This window comes from Escherichia sp. WS338, from assembly GCF_046486405.1.
Classification (GTDB): domain Bacteria; phylum Pseudomonadota; class Gammaproteobacteria; order Enterobacterales; family Enterobacteriaceae; genus Escherichia; species Escherichia coli.
On record NZ_JBJQLL010000003.1, the window covers coordinates 16,188 to 37,844 of the forward strand.

At 52.1% G+C, this 21,657-nt stretch carries 18 protein-coding genes and 2 pseudogenes; 15 read left to right on the forward strand and 5 right to left on the reverse strand.

Annotated elements, in window-relative coordinates; genetic code table 11:
- The first annotated feature begins 62 nt into the window (after positions 1–62).
- The 7 genes and pseudogenes from ACJHWT_RS02820 (at position 63) to ACJHWT_RS02850 (ending at position 3,326) form a co-directional block, all read left to right on the forward strand.
- Entirely contained in the window at positions 63–521 is a 459-nt protein-coding gene (locus tag ACJHWT_RS02820) for a YaiI/YqxD family protein (RefSeq protein WP_000158155.1), read from the forward strand.
- A gap of 182 nt (positions 522–703) precedes the next feature.
- On the forward strand, positions 704–1,228 hold the full coding sequence (aroL, locus tag ACJHWT_RS02825) for a shikimate kinase AroL (RefSeq protein ID WP_000193393.1): 525 nt from the start codon (positions 704–706) through the stop codon (positions 1,226–1,228).
- Between the two features lie 49 nt (positions 1,229–1,277).
- The gene (yaiA, locus tag ACJHWT_RS02830; RefSeq protein ID WP_001142439.1) at positions 1,278–1,469 is read left to right on the forward strand and encodes a protein YaiA; all 192 of its coding nucleotides are present in this window, start codon (positions 1,278–1,280) and stop codon (positions 1,467–1,469) included.
- Positions 1,470–1,726: 257 nt separating this feature from the next.
- A complete protein-coding gene (locus ACJHWT_RS02835) occupies positions 1,727–2,404 on the forward strand; it encodes an AroM family protein (protein WP_001276412.1) in 678 nt (225 codons plus the stop codon).
- A 71-nt stretch (positions 2,405–2,475) separates the two neighbouring features.
- Positions 2,476–2,760, forward strand: a complete 285-nt coding sequence (gene ppnP, locus ACJHWT_RS02840) for a pyrimidine/purine nucleoside phosphorylase (protein WP_000941942.1) — start codon at positions 2,476–2,478, stop codon at positions 2,758–2,760.
- Between the two features lie 147 nt (positions 2,761–2,907).
- Positions 2,908–3,246, forward strand: a pseudogene (locus ACJHWT_RS02845) (DUF2773 domain-containing protein); the annotation flags it as partial.
- Positions 3,243–3,326, forward strand: a complete 84-nt coding sequence (locus ACJHWT_RS02850; protein WP_120795376.1) for a protein YkiD — start codon at positions 3,243–3,245, stop codon at positions 3,324–3,326. The pseudogene ACJHWT_RS02845 and the gene ACJHWT_RS02850, both read left to right, overlap by 4 nt.
- A gap of 77 nt (positions 3,327–3,403) precedes the next feature.
- Here the strand turns inward: ACJHWT_RS02850 and rdgC are convergent, their stop codons facing one another.
- On the reverse strand, positions 3,404–4,315 hold the full coding sequence (gene rdgC / locus ACJHWT_RS02855) for a recombination-associated protein RdgC (RefSeq protein WP_001298537.1): 912 nt from the start codon (positions 4,313–4,315) through the stop codon (positions 3,404–3,406).
- A 124-nt stretch (positions 4,316–4,439) separates the two neighbouring features.
- Here rdgC and mak point away from each other — a divergent pair.
- Positions 4,440–5,348: pseudogene (mak, locus tag ACJHWT_RS02860) on the forward strand (fructokinase).
- A 138-nt stretch (positions 5,349–5,486) separates the two neighbouring features.
- Here the strand turns inward: mak and araJ are convergent.
- The 3 genes from araJ to sbcD form a co-directional block, all read right to left on the reverse strand.
- Positions 5,487–6,671 (reverse strand): MFS transporter AraJ, encoded by a 1,185-nt coding sequence (gene araJ / locus ACJHWT_RS02865; protein ID WP_001695489.1) that lies wholly within the window; start codon positions 6,669–6,671, stop codon positions 5,487–5,489.
- A 125-nt stretch (positions 6,672–6,796) separates the two neighbouring features.
- The gene (gene sbcC / locus ACJHWT_RS02870; RefSeq protein ID WP_000698960.1) at positions 6,797–9,940 is read right to left on the reverse strand and encodes an exonuclease subunit SbcC; all 3,144 of its coding nucleotides are present in this window, start codon (positions 9,938–9,940) and stop codon (positions 6,797–6,799) included.
- Complete coding sequence (gene sbcD / locus ACJHWT_RS02875) at positions 9,937–11,139, reverse strand: exonuclease subunit SbcD (protein WP_001221284.1); 1,203 nt, start codon at positions 11,137–11,139, stop codon at positions 9,937–9,939. The genes sbcC and sbcD overlap by 4 nt, the downstream gene beginning before the upstream one ends.
- Positions 11,140–11,328: 189 nt before the next feature.
- On the opposite strand from sbcD, the gene phoB reads away from it, so the two are divergent.
- From phoB to malZ, 5 genes are all read left to right on the forward strand, one after another.
- A complete protein-coding gene (phoB, locus tag ACJHWT_RS02880) occupies positions 11,329–12,018 on the forward strand; it encodes a phosphate response regulator transcription factor PhoB (protein WP_000113933.1) in 690 nt (229 codons plus the stop codon).
- Positions 12,019–12,075: 57 nt separating this feature from the next.
- Positions 12,076–13,371: a phosphate regulon sensor histidine kinase PhoR gene (phoR, locus tag ACJHWT_RS02885; protein WP_000893610.1), complete on the forward strand. Its 1,296-nt coding sequence runs from the start codon at positions 12,076–12,078 to the stop codon at positions 13,369–13,371.
- 406 nt (positions 13,372–13,777) lie between these two features.
- On the forward strand, positions 13,778–15,097 hold the full coding sequence (gene brnQ / locus ACJHWT_RS02890; protein ID WP_000149639.1) for a branched-chain amino acid transporter carrier protein BrnQ: 1,320 nt from the start codon (positions 13,778–13,780) through the stop codon (positions 15,095–15,097).
- A 75-nt stretch (positions 15,098–15,172) separates the two neighbouring features.
- Positions 15,173–16,546, forward strand: a complete 1,374-nt coding sequence (gene proY, locus ACJHWT_RS02895; protein ID WP_001695490.1) for a proline-specific permease ProY — start codon at positions 15,173–15,175, stop codon at positions 16,544–16,546.
- Between the two features lie 155 nt (positions 16,547–16,701).
- Positions 16,702–18,519, forward strand: coding sequence for a maltodextrin glucosidase (gene malZ / locus ACJHWT_RS02900; RefSeq protein WP_001317657.1), 1,818 nt, complete (start codon positions 16,702–16,704; stop codon positions 18,517–18,519).
- A 4-nt stretch (positions 18,520–18,523) separates the two neighbouring features.
- Here the strand turns inward: malZ and acpH are convergent, their stop codons facing one another.
- Entirely contained in the window at positions 18,524–19,105 is a 582-nt protein-coding gene (acpH, locus tag ACJHWT_RS02905; RefSeq protein ID WP_001009871.1) for an ACP phosphodiesterase, read from the reverse strand.
- Positions 19,106–19,400: 295 nt separating this feature from the next.
- Between acpH and queA the strand changes: the two genes are divergently transcribed.
- Both queA and tgt read left to right on the forward strand, forming a co-directional pair.
- Positions 19,401–20,471 carry a tRNA preQ1(34) S-adenosylmethionine ribosyltransferase-isomerase QueA gene (gene queA, locus ACJHWT_RS02910; protein ID WP_001266494.1) on the forward strand — a complete coding sequence of 357 codons (1,071 nt, stop codon included), beginning with the start codon at positions 19,401–19,403 and terminating at the stop codon, positions 20,469–20,471.
- Positions 20,472–20,526: 55 nt separating this feature from the next.
- A complete protein-coding gene (tgt, locus tag ACJHWT_RS02915) occupies positions 20,527–21,654 on the forward strand; it encodes a tRNA guanosine(34) transglycosylase Tgt (protein WP_000667319.1) in 1,128 nt (375 codons plus the stop codon).
- Positions 21,655–21,657: the final 3 nt, after the last annotated feature.

Consider the following 21,657-nt stretch of genomic DNA (forward strand, 5'->3'; position numbering starts at 1 on the left):
AGAACTATGCCGGAAGGCAAAAGCGCGACACAATAGAGGATTACCCAACAAAGGATGACTTTATGACAATTTGGGTGGATGCCGACGCGTGTCCCAATGTAATTAAAGAGATTTTGTATCGCGCGGCGGAACGTATGCAGATGCCGCTGGTACTGGTAGCAAACCAGAGTTTACGCGTGCCGCCATCGCGATTTATTCGTACGCTGCGCGTCGCGGCAGGTTTCGACGTTGCCGATAACGAAATTGTCCGGCAGTGTGAAGCGGGCGATTTGGTGATCACCGCAGATATACCTCTGGCTGCTGAAGCCATCGAGAAAGGCGCGGCGGCGCTTAATCCTCGCGGCGAACGTTACACGCCAGCGACCATTCGTGAGCGCCTGACGATGCGCGATTTTATGGATACCTTACGTGCCAGTGGGATCCAGACCGGAGGACCAGATAGTCTTTCACAACGTGACCGCCAGGCCTTTGCTGCGGAGCTGGATAAGTGGTGGCTGGAAGTGCAACGTAGTCGTGGCTAAATGTAATTTATTATTTACACTTCATTCTTGAATATTTATTGGTATAGTAAGGGATGTATTGATATTTTCACTTTAAGTGGAATTTTTTCTTTACAATCGAAATTGTACTAGTTTGATGGTATGATCGCTATTCTCATGATACCGGCTTTCGCCGCATTGCGACCTATTGGGGAAAACCCACGATGACACAACCTCTTTTTCTGATCGGGCCTCGGGGCTGTGGTAAAACAACGGTCGGAATGGCCCTTGCCGATTCGCTTAACCGTCGGTTTGTCGATACCGACCAGTGGTTGCAATCACAGCTCAATATGACGGTCGCGGAGATCGTCGAAAGGGAAGAGTGGGCGGGATTCCGCGCCAGAGAAACGGCGGCGCTGGAAGCGGTAACTGCGCCATCCACCGTTATCGCTACAGGCGGCGGCATTATTCTGACGGAATTTAATCGTCACTTCATGCAAAATAACGGGATCGTGGTTTATTTGTGTGCGCCAGTATCAGTCCTGGTTAACCGGCTGCAAGCTGCTCCGGAAGAAGATTTACGGCCAACCTTAACGGGGAAACCGCTGAGCGAAGAAGTTCAGGAAGTGCTGGAAGAACGCGATGCGCTTTATCGCGAAGTTGCGCATATTATCATCGACGCAACAAACGAACCCAGCCAGGTGATTTCTGAAATTCGCAGTGCCCTGGCACAGACGATCAATTGTTGATTTTCGAGCGCCTATACTTAACGTTCATCCCGTGAAATAAGGAAGAACGATGCCAACGAAACCGCCTTATCCTCGTGAAGCATATATAGTGACGATTGAAAAAGGAAAACCAGGACAGACGGTAACCTGGTACCAACTCAGAGCCGATCATCCTAAACCAGACTCGTTGATCAGTGAACATCCGACCGCTCAGGAAGCGATGGATGCGAAAAAACGCTATGAGGACCCTGACAAAGAGTGACCGCATCAGACTGCTCGGAAGGGATTCTGAGTGCCACCACAAGGGATCTGCGTCACATTTTTCACAATTCATGTTTTTCAAATAATTAGAATATTAAACAATAACAATCCATTACTGGAATCATTTGGAATCTTTACATTATGCCGTGCAGGTCTGCTGCTACGCTTTTTGTCATTTGTAGCACAGGTAAGTGTCAGCAGTGGTGCTTAGCGCTTGCCCGGTAATTAACGACGAAATAAAAGTAAGGTGGAAGAACAATGAGTGCGTCGTTGGCGATCCTGACCATCGGCATTGTACCTATGCAGGAAGTTTTGCCGCTCCTGACAGAATACATTGACGAAGATAATATTTCCCATCATAGCCTGCTGGGGAAGTTAAGCCGCGAAGAAGTGATGGCGGAGTACGCGCCAGAAGCAGGCGAAGACACAATTCTCACATTATTAAATGACAACCAGCTGGCCCATGTTTCGCGTCGTAAAGTGGAACGAGACCTGCAAGGTGTGGTTGAAGTGCTCGATAATCAGGGTTACGACGTCATTATATTAATGAGTACAGCAAACATTAGTAGTATGACCGCGCGTAATACGATCTTTCTTGAGCCGTCGCGGATATTGCCACCGCTGGTTTCCTCTATTGTTGAAGATCATCAGGTGGGGGTTATCGTACCGGTTGAGGAGTTGCTGACCGTTCAGGCGCAAAAATGGCAAATTTTGCAGAAACCGCCAGTATTTTCATTGGGTAACCCCATTCATGATTCGGAACAAAAAATCATTGATGCCGGGAAAGAATTACTGGCAAAAGGGGCTGATGTCATCATGCTGGATTGTTTGGGATTTAACCAGCGTCATCGCGATTTACTGCAAAAACAGCTCGATGTTACTGTCTTGCTCTCTAACGTATTGATTGCACGGCTGGCTGCGGAATTACTGGTGTAATTTTGCGTGACAGCCAGCGCCTCTGGCTCCTATAGTGAAGTAGATGTTCAACTACCAGACAGGGCCAGTTTATGCTTCAAAGTAATGAGTACTTTTCAGGCAAAGTGAAATCGATCGGCTTTTCCAGCAGCAGCACTGGTCGCGCCAGCGTGGGTGTTATGGTTGAAGGTGAATACACCTTCAGCACCGCTGAGCCTGAAGAGATGACGGTAATCAGTGGCGCGCTGAATGTGTTACTGCCTGACGCGACCGACTGGCAAGTGTATGAAGCCGGTTCGGTGTTTAATGTTCCCGGTCACAGCGAGTTTCATCTGCAAGTTGCCGAACCCACCTCTTATCTGTGCCGCTATCTGTAATTCCTCGCCTTCCCCTTGAACGGGAGGGCATTTTTCTGAAATGTCCTCTCTTTAACCCATAATAATATTTCCTTTGCTGGGATTTTTTCGATTTCCGATATATTCATAATTCATCAAGGTTGATATAAATATCAGCGAAGATCTCCAGATATTGTTGCGGAACTGGCGACGATAAAAGATAAATCAGATGATGAATGGTGGCGTGCATTGCTGCAAAGTCGCAATGATCATTTGCGCCAAACGGCATTGCGCAACGCACATACCCCGGTGTTGTTAACGACATTGGCTGAGTCTCAGGATCGGTCGCTGGCTATTAATAATCCACAGCTGGCTGCCGATGTGAAAACGGTGTGGCTAAAAGAGGAGCCATCATTACTTTTATTTGTCGATCAACCCGCTCTTTCGCAGTTACGGGATTTAGTGAAAACCGGGGCAACGCGGAAAATTCGCAGTGAAGCGCGTCACCGGCTTGAGGAAAAACAATGACACAACGCCCCTGGAGCAAGTTACAGCGTAAAACGCATAATATTGCTGCGCTAAAAATTATTGCCCGCCGTAGCGAATAATTATATGCCTGGTGTAGCTTCGTACGCCGGATAAGACGCGGCAGGCGTCGCATCCGGCATTAAAGGTAAATCAGCAATTAACGTTGTGCTTCGCCACCTAATCCTTCAATCAGGTTTTGAATTAACGCTGCCAGTTCACCAGTCATCAGGATGAAATCGGCATCAAAACGCTGGGCGAAATCTTCACGGTCGATATCTTCGTTTTGATCGCGCAGCTCGTCGCAGAACTTCAGACGCTTGAGCGAACCATCGTCGCACATCACAAACTGAATGCGCTGCTGCCAGTCGAGCGCCAGTTTAGTCACCACTTTTCCGGCTTCGATGTGATTGGTGATCTCTTCGCTGGTCAGATCTTGTTTCTTCGCGCGGATCACTCCACCATCTTCCAGCAGCGATTTCAGCTCGGCTTCATCAAGCAGCTGGAAGCCCTGTGCCGCGCTGCCGGAGCGAACCCATTCGGTCAGCGTCAGTTCAATCGGGTTTTCCATGCTCAATGGTACAACCGGTAACGACCCCAGGCTTTTACGCAGCAGTGCCAGCGTATCTTCCGCTTTTTTGGCACTGGCGCAGTCCACCATAATCAAACCGTTAACCGTGTCGATCCACATCATTGTCTGGCTAAAACGGCTGAAAGCACGCGGTAGCAGAGAGTGCAGCACTTCGTCTTTCAGCGAATCTTTTTCGGTTTTCTTCAGCTTACGCGCCTGTTCCGCTTCCAGTTTGGCGATTTTCGCTTCCAGCGCCTGTTTAATCACCGGAGACGGGAGGATTTTTTCTTCTTTGCGCGCGCAGATAACAATTTGACCATTGGCAACGTGCGTTAACGCATCGCTGTGCGATCCCATCGGAGGAACCCAGCCCATCTTCGCCATGTCCTGGCTGCCGCATGGGGTAAATGCCATCGAGGCTAGCTGTTTTTCCATCTCTTCTGCACGCAACGAAATCTCGCGGCTAAGACGGTAAACCATTAAATTTTTGAACCACAGCATGATAATTTCCACGGCCTTGTCGTTAAATTTAGCGGGCATGATAACGAATTGTCGGCGGCCTTGCATTGCCAATCCAGTTGTCCGTCTCTACGCTATTGATATTGAAAAAAATAAGGAGAGTACCGTGCGTATAGGTATCGATTTAGGCGGCACCAAAACTGAAGTGATTGCACTGGGCGATGCAGGGGAGCAGTTGTACCGCCATCGTCTGCCCACGCCGCGTGATGATTATCGGCAGACTATTGAAACGATCGCCACGTTGGTTGATATGGCGGAGCAGGCAACAGGGCAGCGCGGAACGGTAGGTATGGGCATTCCTGGTTCGATTTCGCCCTACACCGGCGTGGTGAAGAATGCCAATTCAACCTGGCTCAACGGTCAGCCATTCGATAAAGACTTAAGCGCGAGGTTGCAGCGGGAAGTGCGGCTGGCAAATGACGCCAACTGTCTGGCGGTTTCAGAAGCAGTAGATGGCGCGGCAGCGGGAGCGCAGACGGTATTTGCCGTGATTATCGGCACGGGATGCGGCGCGGGCGTGGCATTCAATGGGCGGGCGCATATCGGCGGCAATGGCACGGCAGGTGAGTGGGGACACAATCCGCTACCGTGGATGGACGAAGACGAACTGCGTTATCGCGAGGAAGTCCCTTGTTATTGCGGTAAACAAGGTTGTATTGAAACCTTTATTTCGGGCACGGGATTTGCGACGGATTATCGTCGTTTGAGCTGACATGCGCTGAAAGGCAGTGAAATTATCCGCCTGGTTGAAGAAAGCGATCCGGTAGCGGAACTGGCATTGCGTCGCTACGAGCTGCGGCTGGCAAAATCGCTGGCACATGTCGTGAATATTCTCGATCCGGATGTGATTGTGCTGGGGGGCGGGATGAGCAATGTAGACCGTTTATATCAAACGGTTCCGCAGTTGATTAAACAATTTGTCTTCGGCGGCGAATGTGAAACGCCGGTGCGTAAGGCGAAGCACGGTGATTCCAGCGGCGTACGCGGCGCTGCGTGGTTATGGCCACAAGAGTAAAAAAACCAGGCAATTAGCGCATCATGCCTGATGCGACGCTTGCCGCGTCTTATCAGGCCTACAAAATGAGCAGCCCGTAGGCCGGATAAGGCGTTTACGCCGCATCCGGCAATAAGCAACGCGCACGGTGACAGTAATCTACCCCAGTGGTTTCGCCAGCACCGGACTATCCGCCGCTTGCTGGCGCTTATAGCGACCATACAGCAGCAACGACGACATCGCAGCAAACGAAAGCAGGGCGGCAGGCAGCGCCACGTAATTATATGCCAGCCCCAGCGTCAGCATCATACCACCGCAATATGCGCCGACGGCGCTACCGAGGTTAAACGCTATTTGCCCACCTGCGGCACCTAATAACTCTCCGCCTTTGGCATTTTGCAGTAACAATATTTGCAGTGGTGCTGAAAGGGCAAATAATCCCGCGCAACAAATAAATGCAAAAATAAGCGACGTTGTTTTCATGCCGCCGAAGAAAAAGAGCATCAGCAGTGCCAGCACAATAATAAAGTCAGTTACTGCCGCAATGCGCAGTGGTGAATAACGTCCTGAAATCCGGCCACTTAGCACATTCCCCAGCACCATCCCTAGCCCAACTAACATCATAATAAAAGTCATCGCCGTTTCCGAAAAACCGGAAATAAACATCATGTATGGCTTTACGTAGCTGAACCAGGCAAATACACCTGCGTTGCCAAACATGGTGGCGGCGAAAATTAACCACGGGGCCGGGCTGCGTAAAAAGTGAAATTGTTCGCGCAGCTTTCCTTTCGCTTCGTCGCGAATATCCGGCACCCAAAAATAGACCGATGCCATCACCGCAATATTAAAAACAGCGATCAATAAAAAGGTGTAGCGCCAGCTAAATTCCTGACTTAAATACGTTCCCAGCGGAATGCCCAGCAAATTGGCGACTGTCATCCCGGAAACCATCCCCGCCACGGCGGCGGTGACTTTTCCGGGTTTGATAATTTTTGATAACACGATCGCGCCGACGCCAAAAAATGCGCCATGCGGAAAGCCGGATACCAGCCGACCAATGGCGAGCATCAGGTAAGACGAAGAGAGCGTGAACATGGCGTTGCCAATGACGCACAACGCCACCAGAAACAATAAGATATGTTTGAGTGAGTAGCGGCTGGAAAAGAGTGCGATGATTGGCGCACCGACCACCACCCCCAGCGCATAATACGAGATCATATGCCCGGCAGCAGGAATCGAAATTCCTACGTTATGCGCCAGCTCCGTGAGCACGCCCATAATGCCAAATTCGGCCATCCCCAAACCAAACGTGCCCAGAGCCAAAGATAAAATGACTTTTTTCATACCACCATCACAACCACCAGAACGGCTACCAATCACCGTAGCCAATAAAGTGATAGCTTGCAGGATAACGACCAGCAAGGCCAAGAGATAATTCGCCCCTCTGTATTCATTATCCTGCTGAATAGTTATTTCACTGCAAACGCACTTTCCAGTTTGCTGTAGCCCAGGCCGTTGATCTTCTTCACTTTGATCTGCACCGGAATACGCTCTTTCATCGCTTCAACGTGGCTAATCACACCGATGGTTTTGCCACTGGCATTCAGGGCATCCAGCGCATCAAGGGCGGTATCCAGCGTTTCGCTATCCAACGTGCCAAAACCTTCATCGAGGAACAGCGAGTCAATACGCGTTTTATGGCTGACCAGATCTGAAAGCGCCAGCGCCAGCGCCAGACTGACGAGGAAACTTTCGCCGCCAGAAAGGGTACGGGTGTCACGTACTGCATCTGCCTGCCAGGTATCAACAACCTCGACTTCCAGCGCCTCGCTGGCTTTGCGCTGTAACAGATAGCGCCCGTGCAGCCGGGTAAGTTGCTGATTAGCGAGATGGACTAAATTATCCAGCGTCAGCCCCTGGGCAAACTTGCGGAATTTATCGCCCTCTTTGGAACCTATTAGCGAATTCAGATATCCCCAGTCCTCAACTTGCTGCGTCATTTGAGCAATTTGCTGCATTAAGGTTTGTTGTTGCTGACGGTTGTCTGCATCCTGCTTCAGCTGCTGGCGAATCTCGCCCTGACTGGTGGTGTTTTCACGCAACTTTTGCTGAGTTTGCGCTAACTCTTGCTGAATCTGCTCCACCGTCACAGTGAGAGCCAACCCGTCAGGTCGGTGTTGCTGATGCTGTGCTAGCGTTTCAGCTGTCTGAGTGACCAGCGTTTGCGCCTGACGGCGCTGGTTTTCCAGATTCTGCTTGAGCTGTTCCAGTTGCGTTAGTGTTTGTTCATCCATTAGCGCCGCAAGGAACGCCTGCTGATCGTCAAAGACGCTGGCCTGTAGCGCGGTGTCAAACTGCGCCTGGGCTTTTTGCAGACTTTGCGCCGCCAGAACATCCTGTTGCTGTAACGTCTGCTGCTGGCTGTGTAATGCGAGACATTGTTCATGAACCTGCCGCCAGTTTTCCAGCGCCACAGTTTCTTCGCTGTGTGGGAGTTCATCACTTTGCGGCAACGTTTCCAGAATCGGCGTCAGCTGCTGCATACGGTTTTGCAGCGCGGTTAATTCGTTCTGGCGTTGCTGCCAGCTCTGCGCTTCTTGCTGACGCGTCGCCAGCCAGCTCTCTTCTTCATCTTCCTGTGGCAATGTCAGCGCATAACCCGCCAATGCCGTTAAGAGTTGCTGCTGGCGTTGTTCAATTTGCTGTTGATACTGGATAATTTGCTGATTATGCGCGGCAATCTGCCCTTGTAATTCATGCCGTTGGCTGAGTAACCGCAGCTGGCGTTCATGCTCATCTTGTGCATCCAGCCACGGTTGAATATCGTCCTGTGGCTGCAGGGTGATATTGAGGCTGGCCGTGACGGCTTGCCATTGTTGAGTAAGTGCTTGCTCATCTTGTCGGAGGCTTTGCGCTTCGTTTTCATCGCGCTGAAGCTGCTTCGTTAATGCATCCAGTTGCCCGCGCAGCGCCGCACCTTCTTCGCCGAGCTTTTTCACTTCTTTTTCCAGCGTTAATAGCCGGGCCTGATTAACACCCGGTTCCAGCGCCTGATACGCCTCGACCGCTGGATGGCTGGTGGAACCACAAAGTGGACAAGGCTGACCCGCCTGTAACTGCGCGCGCTGGGCTTCCAGCGTTTTGATGCGCGCTTCCTGCTCGCAAATGGTTTTCACATCGGCAAGTTGCTGCGTCTTTTCTTTATAACGCTGGCGCATTTCGTTAAGTGCGGCATTACGTTGCGTCTGTTCCAGAGTGACATTCTGGATAGTGACCATTAACTGCGCCAGACGTTTTTGTTGGGGAACAATCTGCCCATGCAGCGCGACCAGGCGCTGACGCAGTGGGCGTTGCTCGGCATGTTGCGCCAGGGCGCTAGCAACTTCATCGGCGGTTAACGTCAACGTGATCGCCGCAAGCGTATTAAGTTTTTGCTCAGCATGGGTTAACTGTTGCTGCCATTGCCGCAGATGCTCGCGATCGCTGGTTTGTTGGGAGAACTGCGCACGCCAACCCGCCAGTTCGTTGTTCCACTGACGGAAGCGGTCGTGTTCCTGTAACCAGGTATTCAGGCTTTGTTGCTGCTGCTGTAATTCTGCTGACTGCTTCGCCGCGTGGTGGCGAATGCTCGCGCGAAGCGCCATTGTGCTCTGTAAGCGAGTATTTACTTCTTCAATCTGCTGGCGAGTATGCGCCAGCGCCGCGCTGTGTTCTGCGATGCGTTCCCAGTGCGGACGAAGATTTCGTGCCGGTTGTGCCAGACTGAGCGCCGCCAGTTGAGGTTGCGCTTTTTCTTCTTCGGCTAACGCCTGTTGCAAGGCCTGCTGACGGCGGCTGGCTTCTTGCTGCAATTCGTCCAGACGCGTTAACCAGTTTAGTGATTGTTGTTCTTGCTGCTGCGCGGTAATTAACTGTTTTTCTTCGTCAGTAAGTACCTGCAAACTCGCTGTCAGCGATTGCACTTGTTCCGGCGTGAGCAACGCGACGCCGCTGGCCTGCGCTTGCAGCTTCTCCAGCTCTGTGCGGGCCGATTTGTGCTGCTCAAACACCATCGACGAGATTTGTCCGTAGATTTCAGTGCCGGTTAACTCCTCGAGCAATTCCGCGCGTTCTTTGGGTTTGGCATTCAGGAAGGCAGCAAATTGCCCCTGCGAAAGCAGCATCGAACGGGTGAAGCGCCCGTAATCCAGTCCGGTTAACGTCGCCGTCAGTTCCAGCTTATCTTTCACTTTGTCGGCGAGAATTTTGCCATCGGCGCAGCGCGCCAGCTCTACGCGTGGCACCTGCAAATTACCGTCGGGCTGGTTACGCGCCCGATTCTGGCTCCAGAACGCGCGATACGCTTCACCTTTCACTTCAAACTCCACCTCCGCCAGACATTCGGCGGTATCGCGGGTCATGAGATCATTTTGCGATTGTGAAACGTTAGAAAGGCGCGGAGTTTCGTGATACAGCGCCAGACAAATGGCGTCCAGCAGGGTGGTTTTCCCCGCACCGGTTGGGCCGGTAATGGCAAACAGCCCGTTGCTGGCGAACGGCTCGCGGGTGAAATCAATCTTCCATTCGCCTTTTAATGAGTTCAGGTTTTTCAGGCGCAGGCTGAGAATTTTCATGCTTCGTGTTCTCCGGCGAGGCTATGCAACGTCGTGGCGAAAAGATGCTGCAGACGTTGCTGCTGCGATTCCTCCAGTTCTTCCAGTGCCAGACGGCGATTGAACACCTCTTCGACGCTGAGTTCGCTGAGGGTTTCACGCTGTTGGCTGGCTAACACACGCTCGCGCTGTTCACGACTCCGGCGTACCAGCAATACTTCGACAGGCAATGATTCGGTTAATGCCTGGATTTTGCGCTGAATATCATGCAGATACTCATCAGTAGTGATTTCGATATCCAGCCAGACAGGTGGCTCCTGTGATACATCGCGCCACTGTTCCAGCTGTTCGGTAATCGACGCCAGATCGCCTTTCAGCACCGCCATGGGTTGCGTTACCGGTACGTTCAGGTTTTCCACGCTCTCTAATTTGCCGTTTGAAAATGTCACAAGATGGACATATTTACTCTTACCGCATTCATCAAAACTCAGTGGAATGGGGGAACCGCAATATCGAACATGTTCCATGCCGCCAATAATCTGTGCGCGGTGAATATGCCCGAGCGCGATGTAGTCGGCTGGTGGAAAGTTTTGTGCCGGAAACGCGTCCAGCGTGCCAATATAGATGTCACGCACGGCATCACTTTTACTGGCACCCACGGTCGTTAAATGTCCCGTGGCGATGATGGGCAGAGGCTGATCGCCGCGCAGTTTGCAGGCATCGGCATAGTGTTGTTGATAATAATCAGTAATAGCCGCCAGCAAATGCTGCTGTTTTTCAATACCGTTAAGCCCCGCTTGGCTGGTAATAATGTCACGTGGGCGTAAAAACGGAATGGGGCACAGTACTGCGCCTGGTGTCCCGTCGCGACGAGGCAAGATTTGCGGCGCATGTCCGGCGCTGGCGACCACGGTTGTATTGAGGAACGCCATGATATCGCGCGATTCATTCAGCGTGGCGACCGAGTCATGGTTTCCTGCCAGTACCACCAGATGACAGCCAGTTTGCTGTAAATTGACAACAAAACGGTTGTATAACGTGCGGGCGTAACTGGGCGGCGAGCCGGTATCGAAAACATCACCGGCAACAATAATCGCATCCACCTGATGGGCTTGTGCTGTCTCCAGCAGCCAGTCAAGAAAAGCCTGATGTTCGGCTTCGCGGCTTTTACTGTAGAAGTTCTGGCCGAGATGCCAGTCTGAGGTGTGAAGGATGCGCATAACGGTTTCCTGGCGAAAAAGCATGGGCGCGATTATACCCAAACAGATGTGCCATTTGCTTTTTTCTGCGCCACGGAAATCAATAACCTGAAGATATGTGCGACGAGCTTTTCATAAATCTGTCATAAATCTGACGCATAATGACGTCGCATTAATGATCGCAACCTATTTATTACAACAGGGCAAATCATGGCGAGACGTATTCTGGTCGTAGAAGATGAAGCTCCAATTCGCGAAATGGTCTGCTTCGTGCTCGAACAAAATGGCTTTCAGCCGGTCGAAGCGGAAGATTATGACAGTGCTGTGAATCAACTGAATGAACCCTGGCCGGATTTAATTCTCCTTGACTGGATGTTACCTGGCGGCTCCGGTATCCAGTTCATCAAACACCTCAAGCGCGAGTCGATGACCCGGGATATTCCAGTGGTGATGTTGACCGCCAGAGGGGAAGAAGAAGATCGCGTGCGCGGCCTTGAAACCGGTGCGGATGACTATATCACCAAGCCGTTTTCTCCGAAGGAGCTGGTGGCGCGAATCAAAGCGGTAATGCGCCGTATTTCGCCAATGGCGGTGGAAGAGGTGATCGAGATGCAGGGGCTAAGCCTCGACCCGACATCTCACCGGGTGATGGCGGGCGAAGAGCCACTGGAGATGGGGCCGACAGAATTTAAACTGCTGCACTTTTTTATGACACATCCTGAGCGCGTGTACAGCCGCGAGCAGCTGTTAAACCACGTCTGGGGAACTAACGTGTATGTGGAAGATCGTACGGTCGATGTCCACATTCGTCGCCTGCGTAAAGCACTGGAGCCCGGCGGGCATGACCGCATGGTGCAGACCGTGCGCGGTACAGGGTATCGTTTTTCAACCCGCTTTTAAGGCCTTGCTCATCGGACGTAGAGCAGGGCTTATGATTTCTTAACTGGAGTATCTTACGTGCTGGAACGGCTGTCGTGGAAAAGGCTGGTGCTGGAGCTGCTACTTTGCTGCCTCCCGGCTTTCATCCTGGGTGCATTTTTTGGTTACCTGCCCTGGTTTTTGCTGGCATCGGTAACAGGACTGCTTATCTGGCATTTCTGGAATTTATTGCGCCTTTCATGGTGGCTGTGGGTGGATCGTAGTATGACCCCGCCACCGGGGCGTGGTAGCTGGGAACCGCTACTATACGGCTTACACCAGATGCAGCTGCGAAATAAAAAACGCCGCCGTGAACTGGGCAATCTGATTAAACGCTTTCGTAGCGGCGCGGAGTCGCTGCCCGACGCGGTGGTGCTGACCACGGAAGAGGGCGGTATTTTCTGGTGTAACGGTCTGGCGCAACAAATTCTTGGTTTGCGCTGGCCGGAAGATAACGGGCAGAACATCCTTAACCTGCTGCGTTACCCGGAGTTTACGCAATATCTGAAAACGCGTGATTTTTCTCGCCCGCTTAATCTGGTGCTCAACACCGGGCGGCATCTGGAAATTCGCGTTATGCCTTATACCCACAAACAGTTGCTGATGGTGGCGCGTGATGTCACGCAAATGCATCAACTGGAAGGGGCGCGTCGCAACTTTTTTGCCAACGTGAGCCATGAGTTACGTACGCCATTGACCGTGTTACAGGGTTACCTGGAGATGATGGATGAGCAGCCGCTGGAAGGCGCGGTACGCGAAAAAGCGTTGCACACCATGCGCGAGCAGACCCAGCGGATGGAAGGGCTGGTGAAGCAATTGCTGACGCTGTCGAAAATAGAAGCCGCACCGACGCAGTTGCTCAATGAAAAGGTTGATGTGCCGATGATGCTGCGCGTTGTTGAGCGCGAGGCTCAGACTCTGAGTCAGAAAAAACAGACATTTACCTTTGAGATAGATAACGGCCTCAAGGTGTCTGGCAACGAAGATCAGCTACGCAGTGCGATTTCGAACCTGGTCTATAACGCCGTAAATCATACGCCGGAAGGCACGCATATCACCGTACGCTGGCAGCGAGTGCCGCACGGTGCCGAATTTAGCGTTGAAGATAATGGACCGGGCATCGCACCGGAGCATATTCCGCGCCTGACCGAGCGTTTTTATCGCGTTGATAAAGCGCGTTCCCGGCAAACCGGCGGTAGCGGATTAGGGTTAGCGATCGTGAAACATGCGGTGAATCATCACGAAAGTCGCCTGCATATTGAGAGTACAGTAGGAAAAGGAACACGTTTCAGTTTTGTTATCCCGGAACGTTTAATTGCCAAAAACAGCGATTAATCCGCCTTTGTCATCTTTTATTGCCATAAGCCAGCCGATGCTGGCTTATTTTCTTTGCAGTCAAAATACGGGCGTTAGATTTTACAACGGTTGGTGATTTTTTGTTCGCATGATTAGCCATGTCTTTTTCACGGAAATAGTGTTTTATACTGGTTGGTGATTTCTTATCGCTATATACCTCTGGTTTTTAGATCCCTCCTTGCTTTAAAACGTTATAAGCGTTTAAATTGCGCTTCAGGTGCTGTCATACTGACTGCATTAACGCGGTAAATCGAAAAACTATTCTTCGCCGCGCCTGGTTGGGAGTATTTCCCGCTAAAATTGTTTAAATATACCGCTGTATCATCCCCAGGGATTGGCACAAAAATTTAACGTTACAACACCACATCCACAGGCAGTATGATTTATGACCCATCAATTAAGATCGCGCGATATCATCGCTCTGGGCTTTATGACATTTGCGTTGTTCGTCGGCGCAGGTAACATTATTTTCCCTCCAATGGTCGGCTTGCAGGCAGGCGAACACGTCTGGACTGCGGCATTCGGCTTCCTCATTACTGCCGTTGGCCTGCCGGTATTAACGGTGGTGGCGCTGGCAAAAGTTGGCGGCGGTGTTGACAGCCTCAGCACGCCAATCGGTAAAGTTGCTGGCGTACTGCTGGCAACGGTTTGTTACCTGGCGGTGGGGCCGCTGTTCGCTACGCCGCGTACAGCTACCGTTTCTTTTGAAGTGGGGATTGCGCCGCTGACGGGTGATTCCGCACTGCCGCTGTTTATCTACAGCCTGGTCTATTTCGCTATCGTTATTCTGGTTTCGCTCTATCCGGGCAAGCTGCTGGATACCGTGGGCAACTTCCTTGCGCCGCTGAAAATTATCGCGCTGGTCATCCTGTCTGTTGCCGCGATTGTCTGGCCGGCGGGTTCTATCAGCACGGCGACTGAGGCTTATCAAAACGCTGCGTTTTCTAACGGCTTCGTCAACGGCTATCTGACCATGGATACGCTGGGCGCGATGGTGTTTGGTATCGTTATTGTTAACGCGGCGCGTTCTCGTGGCGTTACTGAAGCGCGTCTGCTGACCCGTTATACCGTCTGGGCTGGTCTGATGGCGGGTGTTGGTCTTACTCTGCTGTACCTGGCACTGTTCCGTCTGGGTTCAGACAGCGCGTCGCTGGTCGATCAGTCTGCAAACGGCGCTGCTATTCTGCATGCTTACGTTCAGCACACCTTTGGCGGCGGCGGTAGCTTCCTGCTGGCGGCGTTAATCTTCATCGCCTGCCTGGTCACGGCAGTTGGCCTGACCTGTGCTTGTGCAGAATTCTTTGCCCAGTACGTACCGCTCTCTTATCGTACGCTGGTGTTTATCCTCGGCGGCTTCTCGATGGTGGTGTCTAACCTCGGTTTGAGCCAGCTGATTCAGATCTCCGTACCGGTGCTGACCGCTATTTATCCGCCGTGTATCGCACTGGTTGTATTAAGTTTTACACGCTCATGGTGGCATAATTCGTCCCGCGTGATTGCTCCGCCGATGTTTATCAGCCTGCTTTTTGGTATTCTCGACGGGATCAAAGCATCTGCATTCAGCGATATCTTACCGTCCTGGGCGCAGCGTTTACCGCTGGCCGAACAAGGTCTGGCGTGGTTAATGCCAACAGTGGTGATGGTGGTTCTGGCCATTATCTGGGATCGCGCGGCAGGTCGTCAGGTGACCTCCAGCGCTCACTAAATCACTGAACATTTGTTTTAACCACGGGGCTGCGATGCCCCGTGGTTTTTTATTGTGTTGATGGGTTAGGAATTGATGGAAAGTAAGAACAAGCTAAAGCGTGGGCTAAGTACCCGCCACATACGCTTTATGGCACTGGGTTCAGCAATTGGCACCGGGTTGTTTTACGGTTCGGCAGACGCCATCAAAATGGCCGGTCCGAGCGTGTTGTTGGCCTATATTATCGGTGGTGTCGCGGCGTATATCATTATGCGCGCGCTGGGGGAAATGTCGGTACATAACCCGGCCGCCAGCTCTTTCTCGCGTTATGCGCAGGAAAACCTCGGCCCGCTGGCTGGTTACATTACCGGCTGGACCTACTGCTTTGAAATCCTTATTGTCGCCATCGCCGATGTGACCGCTTTTGGTATCTATATGGGGGTCTGGTTCCCGACGGTGCCGCACTGGATTTGGGTACTGAGCGTGGTGCTGATCATTTGCGCCGTAAACCTGATGAGCGTGAAGGTATTCGGTGAGCTGGAGTTCTGGTTCTCGTTCTTTAAAGTCGCCACCATCATCATCATGATTGTCGCCGGTTTCGGCATCATCATCTGGGGGATTGGCAACGGCGGGCAACCGACCGGTATTCATAACCTGTGGAGCAACGGCGGCTTCTTCAGTAACGGCTGGCTTGGTATGGTGATGTCGTTGCAAATGGTGATGTTTGCTTACGGTGGGATCGAAATTATCGGGATTACCGCCGGTGAAGCGAAAGATCCTGAGAAATCTATTCCGCGCGCGATTAACTCCGTGCCGATGCGTATTCTGGTGTTCTACGTCGGTACGCTGTTCGTCATTATGTCTATCTACCCGTGGAATCAGGTTGGCACTGCCGGTAGCCCGTTCGTACTGACGTTCCAGCATATGGGGATTACCTTTGCCGCCAGCATTCTTAACTTTGTTGTGCTGACCGCTTCGCTTTCGGCAATTAACAGTGACGTATTTGGCGTAGGCCGTATGCTCCACGGTATGGCAGAGCAGGGCAGCGCGCCGAAAGTTTTCAGCAAAACGTCGCGTCGCGGTATTCCGTGGGTTACGGTGCTGGTGATGACTACCGCGCTGCTGTTTGCGGTGTATCTGAACTACATCATGCCGGAAAACGTCTTCCTGGTGATCGCTTCGCTGGCAACCTTCGCCACGGTATGGGTGTGGATTATGATCCTGCTGTCGCAAATTGCCTTCCGTCGCCGTTTGCCGCCAGAAGAAGTTAAGGCGCTGAAATTTAAAGTACCGGGTGGGGTAGCAACCACCATCGGCGGGCTGATTTTCCTGCTCTTTATTATCGGGTTGATTGGTTATCACCCGGATACGCGTATCTCGCTGTATGTCGGTTTCGCGTGGATTGTTGTGCTGTTGATTGGCTGGATGTTTAAGCGTCGCCACGATCGTCAGCTGGCTGAAAACCAGTAATCCTTGCGTTCTGTAAGCCGGTTCAGGAGGAAATCCTGATCCGGCTATTCCGAAAGTTATCCGCCCCCGCCCTCCTCCCCCAAATATCCTTCAGATGATGAGTGATCCTGCATTAGGCTATGGCAAGGTGATCAGATTTTCATCACAGGGGAATTATGATGTTAAATGCATGGCACCTGCCGGTGCCCCCATTTGTTAAACAAAGCAAAGATCAACTGCTCATTAGACTGTGGCTGACGGGCGAAGACCCACCGCAGCGCATTATGCTGCGTACAGAACACGACAACGAAGAAACGTCAGTACCGATGCATAAGCAGCGCAGTCAGCCGCAGCCTGGCGTTACCGCATGGCGGGCGGCGATCGATCTCTCCAGCGGACTACCTCGGCGGCGTTATAGTTTCAAATTACTGTGGCACGATCGCCAGCGTTGGTTTACACCGCAGGGCTTCAGCCGAATGCCGCCGGCACGACTGGAGCAGTTTGCCGTCGATGTACCGGATATCGCCCCACAATGGGCTGCGGATCAGATTTTTTATCAGATCTTCCCTGATCGTTTCGCCCGTAGTCTTCCTCGTGAAGCTGAACAGGATCATGTTTATTACCATCACGCAGCCGGACAAGAGATCATCTTGCGTGACTGGGATGAACCGGTCACGGCGCAGGCGGGCGGATCAACGTTCTATGGCGGCGATCTGGACGGTATCAGCGAAAAACTGCCATATCTGAAAAAGCTCGGCGTGACGGCGCTGTATCTCAATCCGGTGTTTAAAGCTCCCAGCGTACATAAATACGATACCGAGGATTATCGCCATGTCGATCCGCAGTTTGGCGGTGATGGGGCGTTGTTGCGTTTGCGACACAATACGCAGCAGCTGGGAATGCGGCTGGTGCTGGACGGCGTGTTTAACCACAGTGGCGATTCCCATGCCTGGTTTGACAGACACAATCGCGGGACGGGTGGTGCTTGTCACAACCCCGAATCGCCCTGGCGCGACTGGTACTCGTTTAGTGACGATGGCACGGCGCTCGACTGGCTGGGCTATGCCAGCTTGCCGAAACTGGATTATCAGTCGGAAAGTCTGGTGAATGAAATTTATCGTGGGGAAGACAGTATCGTCCGCCACTGGCTGAAAGCGCCGTGGAATATGGACGGCTGGCGGCTGGATGTGGTGCATATGCTGGGGGAAGCGGGTGGGGCGCGCAATAATTTGCAGCACGTAGCCGGGATCACCGAAGCGGCGAAAGAAACCCAGCCGGAAGCGTATATCGTTGGAGAGCATTTTGGCGATGCACGGCAATGGTTACAGGCCGATGTGGAAGATGCCGCCATGAACTATCGCGGCTTCACATTCCCGTTGTGGGGATTTCTTGCCAATACCGACATCTCTTACGATCCGCAGCAAATTGACGCCCAAACCTGTATGGCCTGGATGGATAATTACCGCGCCGGACTTTCTCATCAACAGCAACTGCGTATGTTTAATCAGCTCGATAGCCACGATACTGCGCGATTTAAAACGCTGCTCGGTCGGGATATTGCGCGCCTGCCGCTGGCGGTGGTCTGGTTGTTCACCTGGCCTGGTGTACCGTGCATTTATTACGGTGATGAAGTGGGACTGGATGGTAAAAACGATCCGTTTTGCCGTAAACCGTTCCCCTGGCAGGTGGAAAAGCAGGATACGGCGTTATTCGCGCTGTACCAGCGAATGATTGCGCTGCGTAAGAAAAGTCAGGCGCTGCGTCGTGGCGGCTGTCAGGTACTGTATGCGGAAGATAACGTGGTGGTATTTGTCCGCGTGCTGTATCAGCAGCGTGTACTGGTGGCAATCAACCGTGGCGAAGCCTGTGAAGTGGTGCTACCCGCGTCGCCGTTGCTTAATGTCGCGCAATGGCAACGCAAAGAAGGTCACGGGCAACTGACGGACGGGATTCTGGCTTTGCCTGCCATTTCGGCTACGGTGTGGATGAATTAACGTCTTATAACGCCTTGCGTGACGCCTGCTCCATCATCCGCGGATAAAACTGCCAGAAGCGGGTTTCGAGAGCATCGTAATGGGCGTCTAAATCGTACCAGGAGTTACGCAGGGCATCCAGACGTGGGCGACGGCTTGCCATGCCGTTTAACACGCTCTGGATGAAATCCATATCGCGATAGCGCACCAACCACTGCTCTGACCATAAGTAGTTGTTCAGATTGATAAAGCGTGGCGGTGAGTCTGGAAGAATAGTCATCACTTGCTCCCGGGCATAACAGGTAAATTCCTGTAGCGGAAAATCGGGCGACAGCTGCGACCAGTGGCGGGACAGAAAGTGATCCCACATCACATCCAGCGTAATAGGCGCGACACGGCGCGTTTCATTACGAAACCACTCCCGCGCTTCGCGGACTTCTGGCAGATTGTCGGTTAATACGTCGATTCGCCGATGCATATGAATGCCAGCCACGACGTCGGGCGGAAAACTTTCTTCAGGATTTCCGCGTACGAAATCAGCCAGTAAATTGCCGGAAAGCGAGCTTTCCGCGAGATGGGCTAAATGCAGGTGAGCTAAAAAATTCATATACACTTCATCCTTCAAACTGCCTCTTCGTTGGCTGCTAGTTACTCGGCTCATCCATGAGCCTCGCCCTTACGGGCCACCGTTACACGGTGTTCAAATCTGTTCCGGACAGATTTGTCACTCACCCCAGTCACTTACTTAATGTAAGCTCCTGGGGACTCATTCAGTTGCCATCTCGATGCATCTTGAATGATTTTGTGTATAGATTATGTCATCCATCAAGGAGGGTAAAGGTTGCAGGGAGAGCGCCCCGGCACTAGACTACCCGCCTCTTATTTTAGTCTGAGTCAGTGTCATGCGCGTTACCGATTTCTCTTTTGAATTGCCCGAATCCCTGATTGCCCACTATCCCATGCCTGAACGCAGTAGCTGTCGTTTACTGTCGCTGGACGGGCCGACGGGCGCGCTGACGCACGGTACTTTCACCGATTTACTCGATAAGCTCAACCCCGGCGATCTTCTGGTTTTTAATAATACCCGCGTGATCCCGGCGCGCCTGTTTGGGCGTAAAGCCAGCGGCGGCAAGATTGAAGTGCTGGTTGAGCGGATGCTCGACGACAAACGCATTCTTGCGCATATTCGCGCCTCGAAAGCGCCAAAACCTGGCGCAGAACTGTTACTGGGCGATGACGAAAGTATCAACGCAACAATGACCGCGCGCCACGGCGCACTGTTTGAAGTTGAATTTAATGATGATCGTTCGGTACTGGATATCCTCAACAGCATCGGCCATATGCCGCTGCCGCCGTATATCGACCGTCCGGACGAAGACGCTGACCGCGAACTTTATCAAACCGTTTATAGCGAAAAACCGGGCGCGGTTGCGGCCCCGACCGCTGGTCTGCATTTTGACGAGCCTTTGCTGGAAAAATTACGCGCCAAAGGCGTGGAGATGGCGTTTGTGACGTTGCACGTTGGTGCGGGCACCTTCCAGCCGGTGCGCGTCGACACCATTGAAGATCACATCATGCACTCGGAATACGCTGAAGTGCCGCAGGATGTAGTAGACGCGGTACTGGCGGCGAAAGCGCGCGGTAACCGGGTGATTGCGGTTGGCACCACCTCAGTACGTTCGCTGGAAAGTGCGGCTCAGGCAGCGAAAAACGATCTCATTGAACCGTTTTTTGACGATACCCAAATCTTTATCTATCCGGGCTTTCAGTACAAAGTGGTCGATGCGCTGGTGACGAACTTCCACTTGCCAGAGTCGACGCTGATTATGCTGGTTTCGGCCTTTGCCGGTTATCAACACACCATGAACGCCTATAAATCAGCGGTAGAAGAGAAATATCGCTTTTTTAGTTACGGTGATGCGATGTTTATCACGTACAATCCGCAGGCAATTAATGAGCGCGTCGGGGAGTAATTCCGCGGCGCTGGTTTAAAACGTTGGACTGTTTTTCTGACGTAGTGGAGAAAAAATGAAATTTGAACTGGACACCACCGACGGTCGCGCACGCCGTGGCCGCCTGGTCTTTGATCGTGGCGTAGTGGAAACGCCTTGTTTTATGCCTGTTGGCACCTACGGCACCGTAAAAGGGATGACGCCGGAAGAAGTTGAAGCCACTGGCGCACAAATTATTCTCGGTAACACCTTCCACCTGTGGCTGCGCCCGGGCCAGGAAATCATGAAACTGCATGGCGATTTACACGATTTTATGCAGTGGAAAGGGCCGATTCTTACCGACTCCGGCGGCTTCCAGGTCTTCAGCCTTGGTGATATTCGTAAAATCACCGAACAGGGCGTGCACTTCCGTAACCCGATCAACGGCGACCCGATTTTCCTCGACCCGGAAAAGTCGATGGAGATTCAGTACGATCTTGGTTCGGATATCGTCATGATCTTTGATGAGTGTACGCCGTATCCTGCTGACTGGGATTACGCAAAACGCTCCATGGAGATGTCTCTGCGTTGGGCGAAGCGTAGCCGTGAGCGTTTTGACAGTCTCGGAAACAAAAATGCGCTGTTTGGTATCATTCAGGGCAGTGTTTACGAAGATTTACGTGATATTTCTGTTAAAGGTCTGGTAGATATCGGTTTTGATGGCTACGCTGTCGGCGGTCTGGCTGTGGGTGAGCCGAAAGCAGATATGCACCGCATTCTGGAGCATGTATGCCCGCAAATTCCGGCAGACAAACCGCGTTACCTGATGGGCGTTGGTAAACCAGAAGACCTGGTTGAGGGCGTACGTCGCGGTATCGATATGTTTGACTGCGTAATGCCAACCCGCAACGCCCGAAATGGTCATTTGTTCGTGACCGATGGCGTGGTGAAAATCCGCAATGCGAAGTATAAGAGCGATACTGGCCCACTCGATCCTGAGTGTGATTGCTACACCTGTCGCAATTATTCACGCGCTTACTTGCATCATCTCGACCGTTGCAACGAAATATTAGGCGCGCGACTCAATACCATTCATAACCTTCGTTACTACCAGCGTTTGATGGCGGGTTTACGCAAGGCTATTGAAGAGGGTAAATTAGAGAGCTTCGTAACTGATTTTTACCAGCGTCAGGGGCGAGAAGTACCACCTTTGAACGTTGATTAATAT

Coding starts and splice junctions, on each gene's coding strand:
- tgt (WP_000667319.1), top strand. CDS start 20,527: ATGAAATTTGAACTGGACACCACCGACGGTCGCGCACGCCGTGGCCGC.
- sbcD (WP_001221284.1), bottom strand. CDS start 11,139: ATGCGCATCCTTCACACCTCAGACTGGCATCTCGGCCAGAACTTCTAC.
- brnQ (WP_000149639.1), top strand. CDS start 13,778: ATGACCCATCAATTAAGATCGCGCGATATCATCGCTCTGGGCTTTATG.
- rdgC (WP_001298537.1), bottom strand. CDS start 4,315: ATGCTGTGGTTCAAAAATTTAATGGTTTACCGTCTTAGCCGCGAGATT.
- queA (WP_001266494.1), top strand. CDS start 19,401: ATGCGCGTTACCGATTTCTCTTTTGAATTGCCCGAATCCCTGATTGCC.
- proY (WP_001695490.1), top strand. CDS start 15,173: ATGGAAAGTAAGAACAAGCTAAAGCGTGGGCTAAGTACCCGCCACATA.
- malZ (WP_001317657.1), top strand. CDS start 16,702: ATGATGTTAAATGCATGGCACCTGCCGGTGCCCCCATTTGTTAAACAA.
- ACJHWT_RS02850 (WP_120795376.1), top strand. CDS start 3,243: ATGACACAACGCCCCTGGAGCAAGTTACAGCGTAAAACGCATAATATT.
- yaiA (WP_001142439.1), top strand. CDS start 1,278: ATGCCAACGAAACCGCCTTATCCTCGTGAAGCATATATAGTGACGATT.
- ACJHWT_RS02820 (WP_000158155.1), top strand. CDS start 63: ATGACAATTTGGGTGGATGCCGACGCGTGTCCCAATGTAATTAAAGAG.
- sbcC (WP_000698960.1), bottom strand. CDS start 9,940: ATGAAAATTCTCAGCCTGCGCCTGAAAAACCTGAACTCATTAAAAGGC.
- ACJHWT_RS02835 (WP_001276412.1), top strand. CDS start 1,727: ATGAGTGCGTCGTTGGCGATCCTGACCATCGGCATTGTACCTATGCAG.
- phoB (WP_000113933.1), top strand. CDS start 11,329: ATGGCGAGACGTATTCTGGTCGTAGAAGATGAAGCTCCAATTCGCGAA.
- aroL (WP_000193393.1), top strand. CDS start 704: ATGACACAACCTCTTTTTCTGATCGGGCCTCGGGGCTGTGGTAAAACA.
- araJ (WP_001695489.1), bottom strand. CDS start 6,671: ATGAAAAAAGTCATTTTATCTTTGGCTCTGGGCACGTTTGGTTTGGGG.
- ppnP (WP_000941942.1), top strand. CDS start 2,476: ATGCTTCAAAGTAATGAGTACTTTTCAGGCAAAGTGAAATCGATCGGC.
- acpH (WP_001009871.1), bottom strand. CDS start 19,105: ATGAATTTTTTAGCTCACCTGCATTTAGCCCATCTCGCGGAAAGCTCG.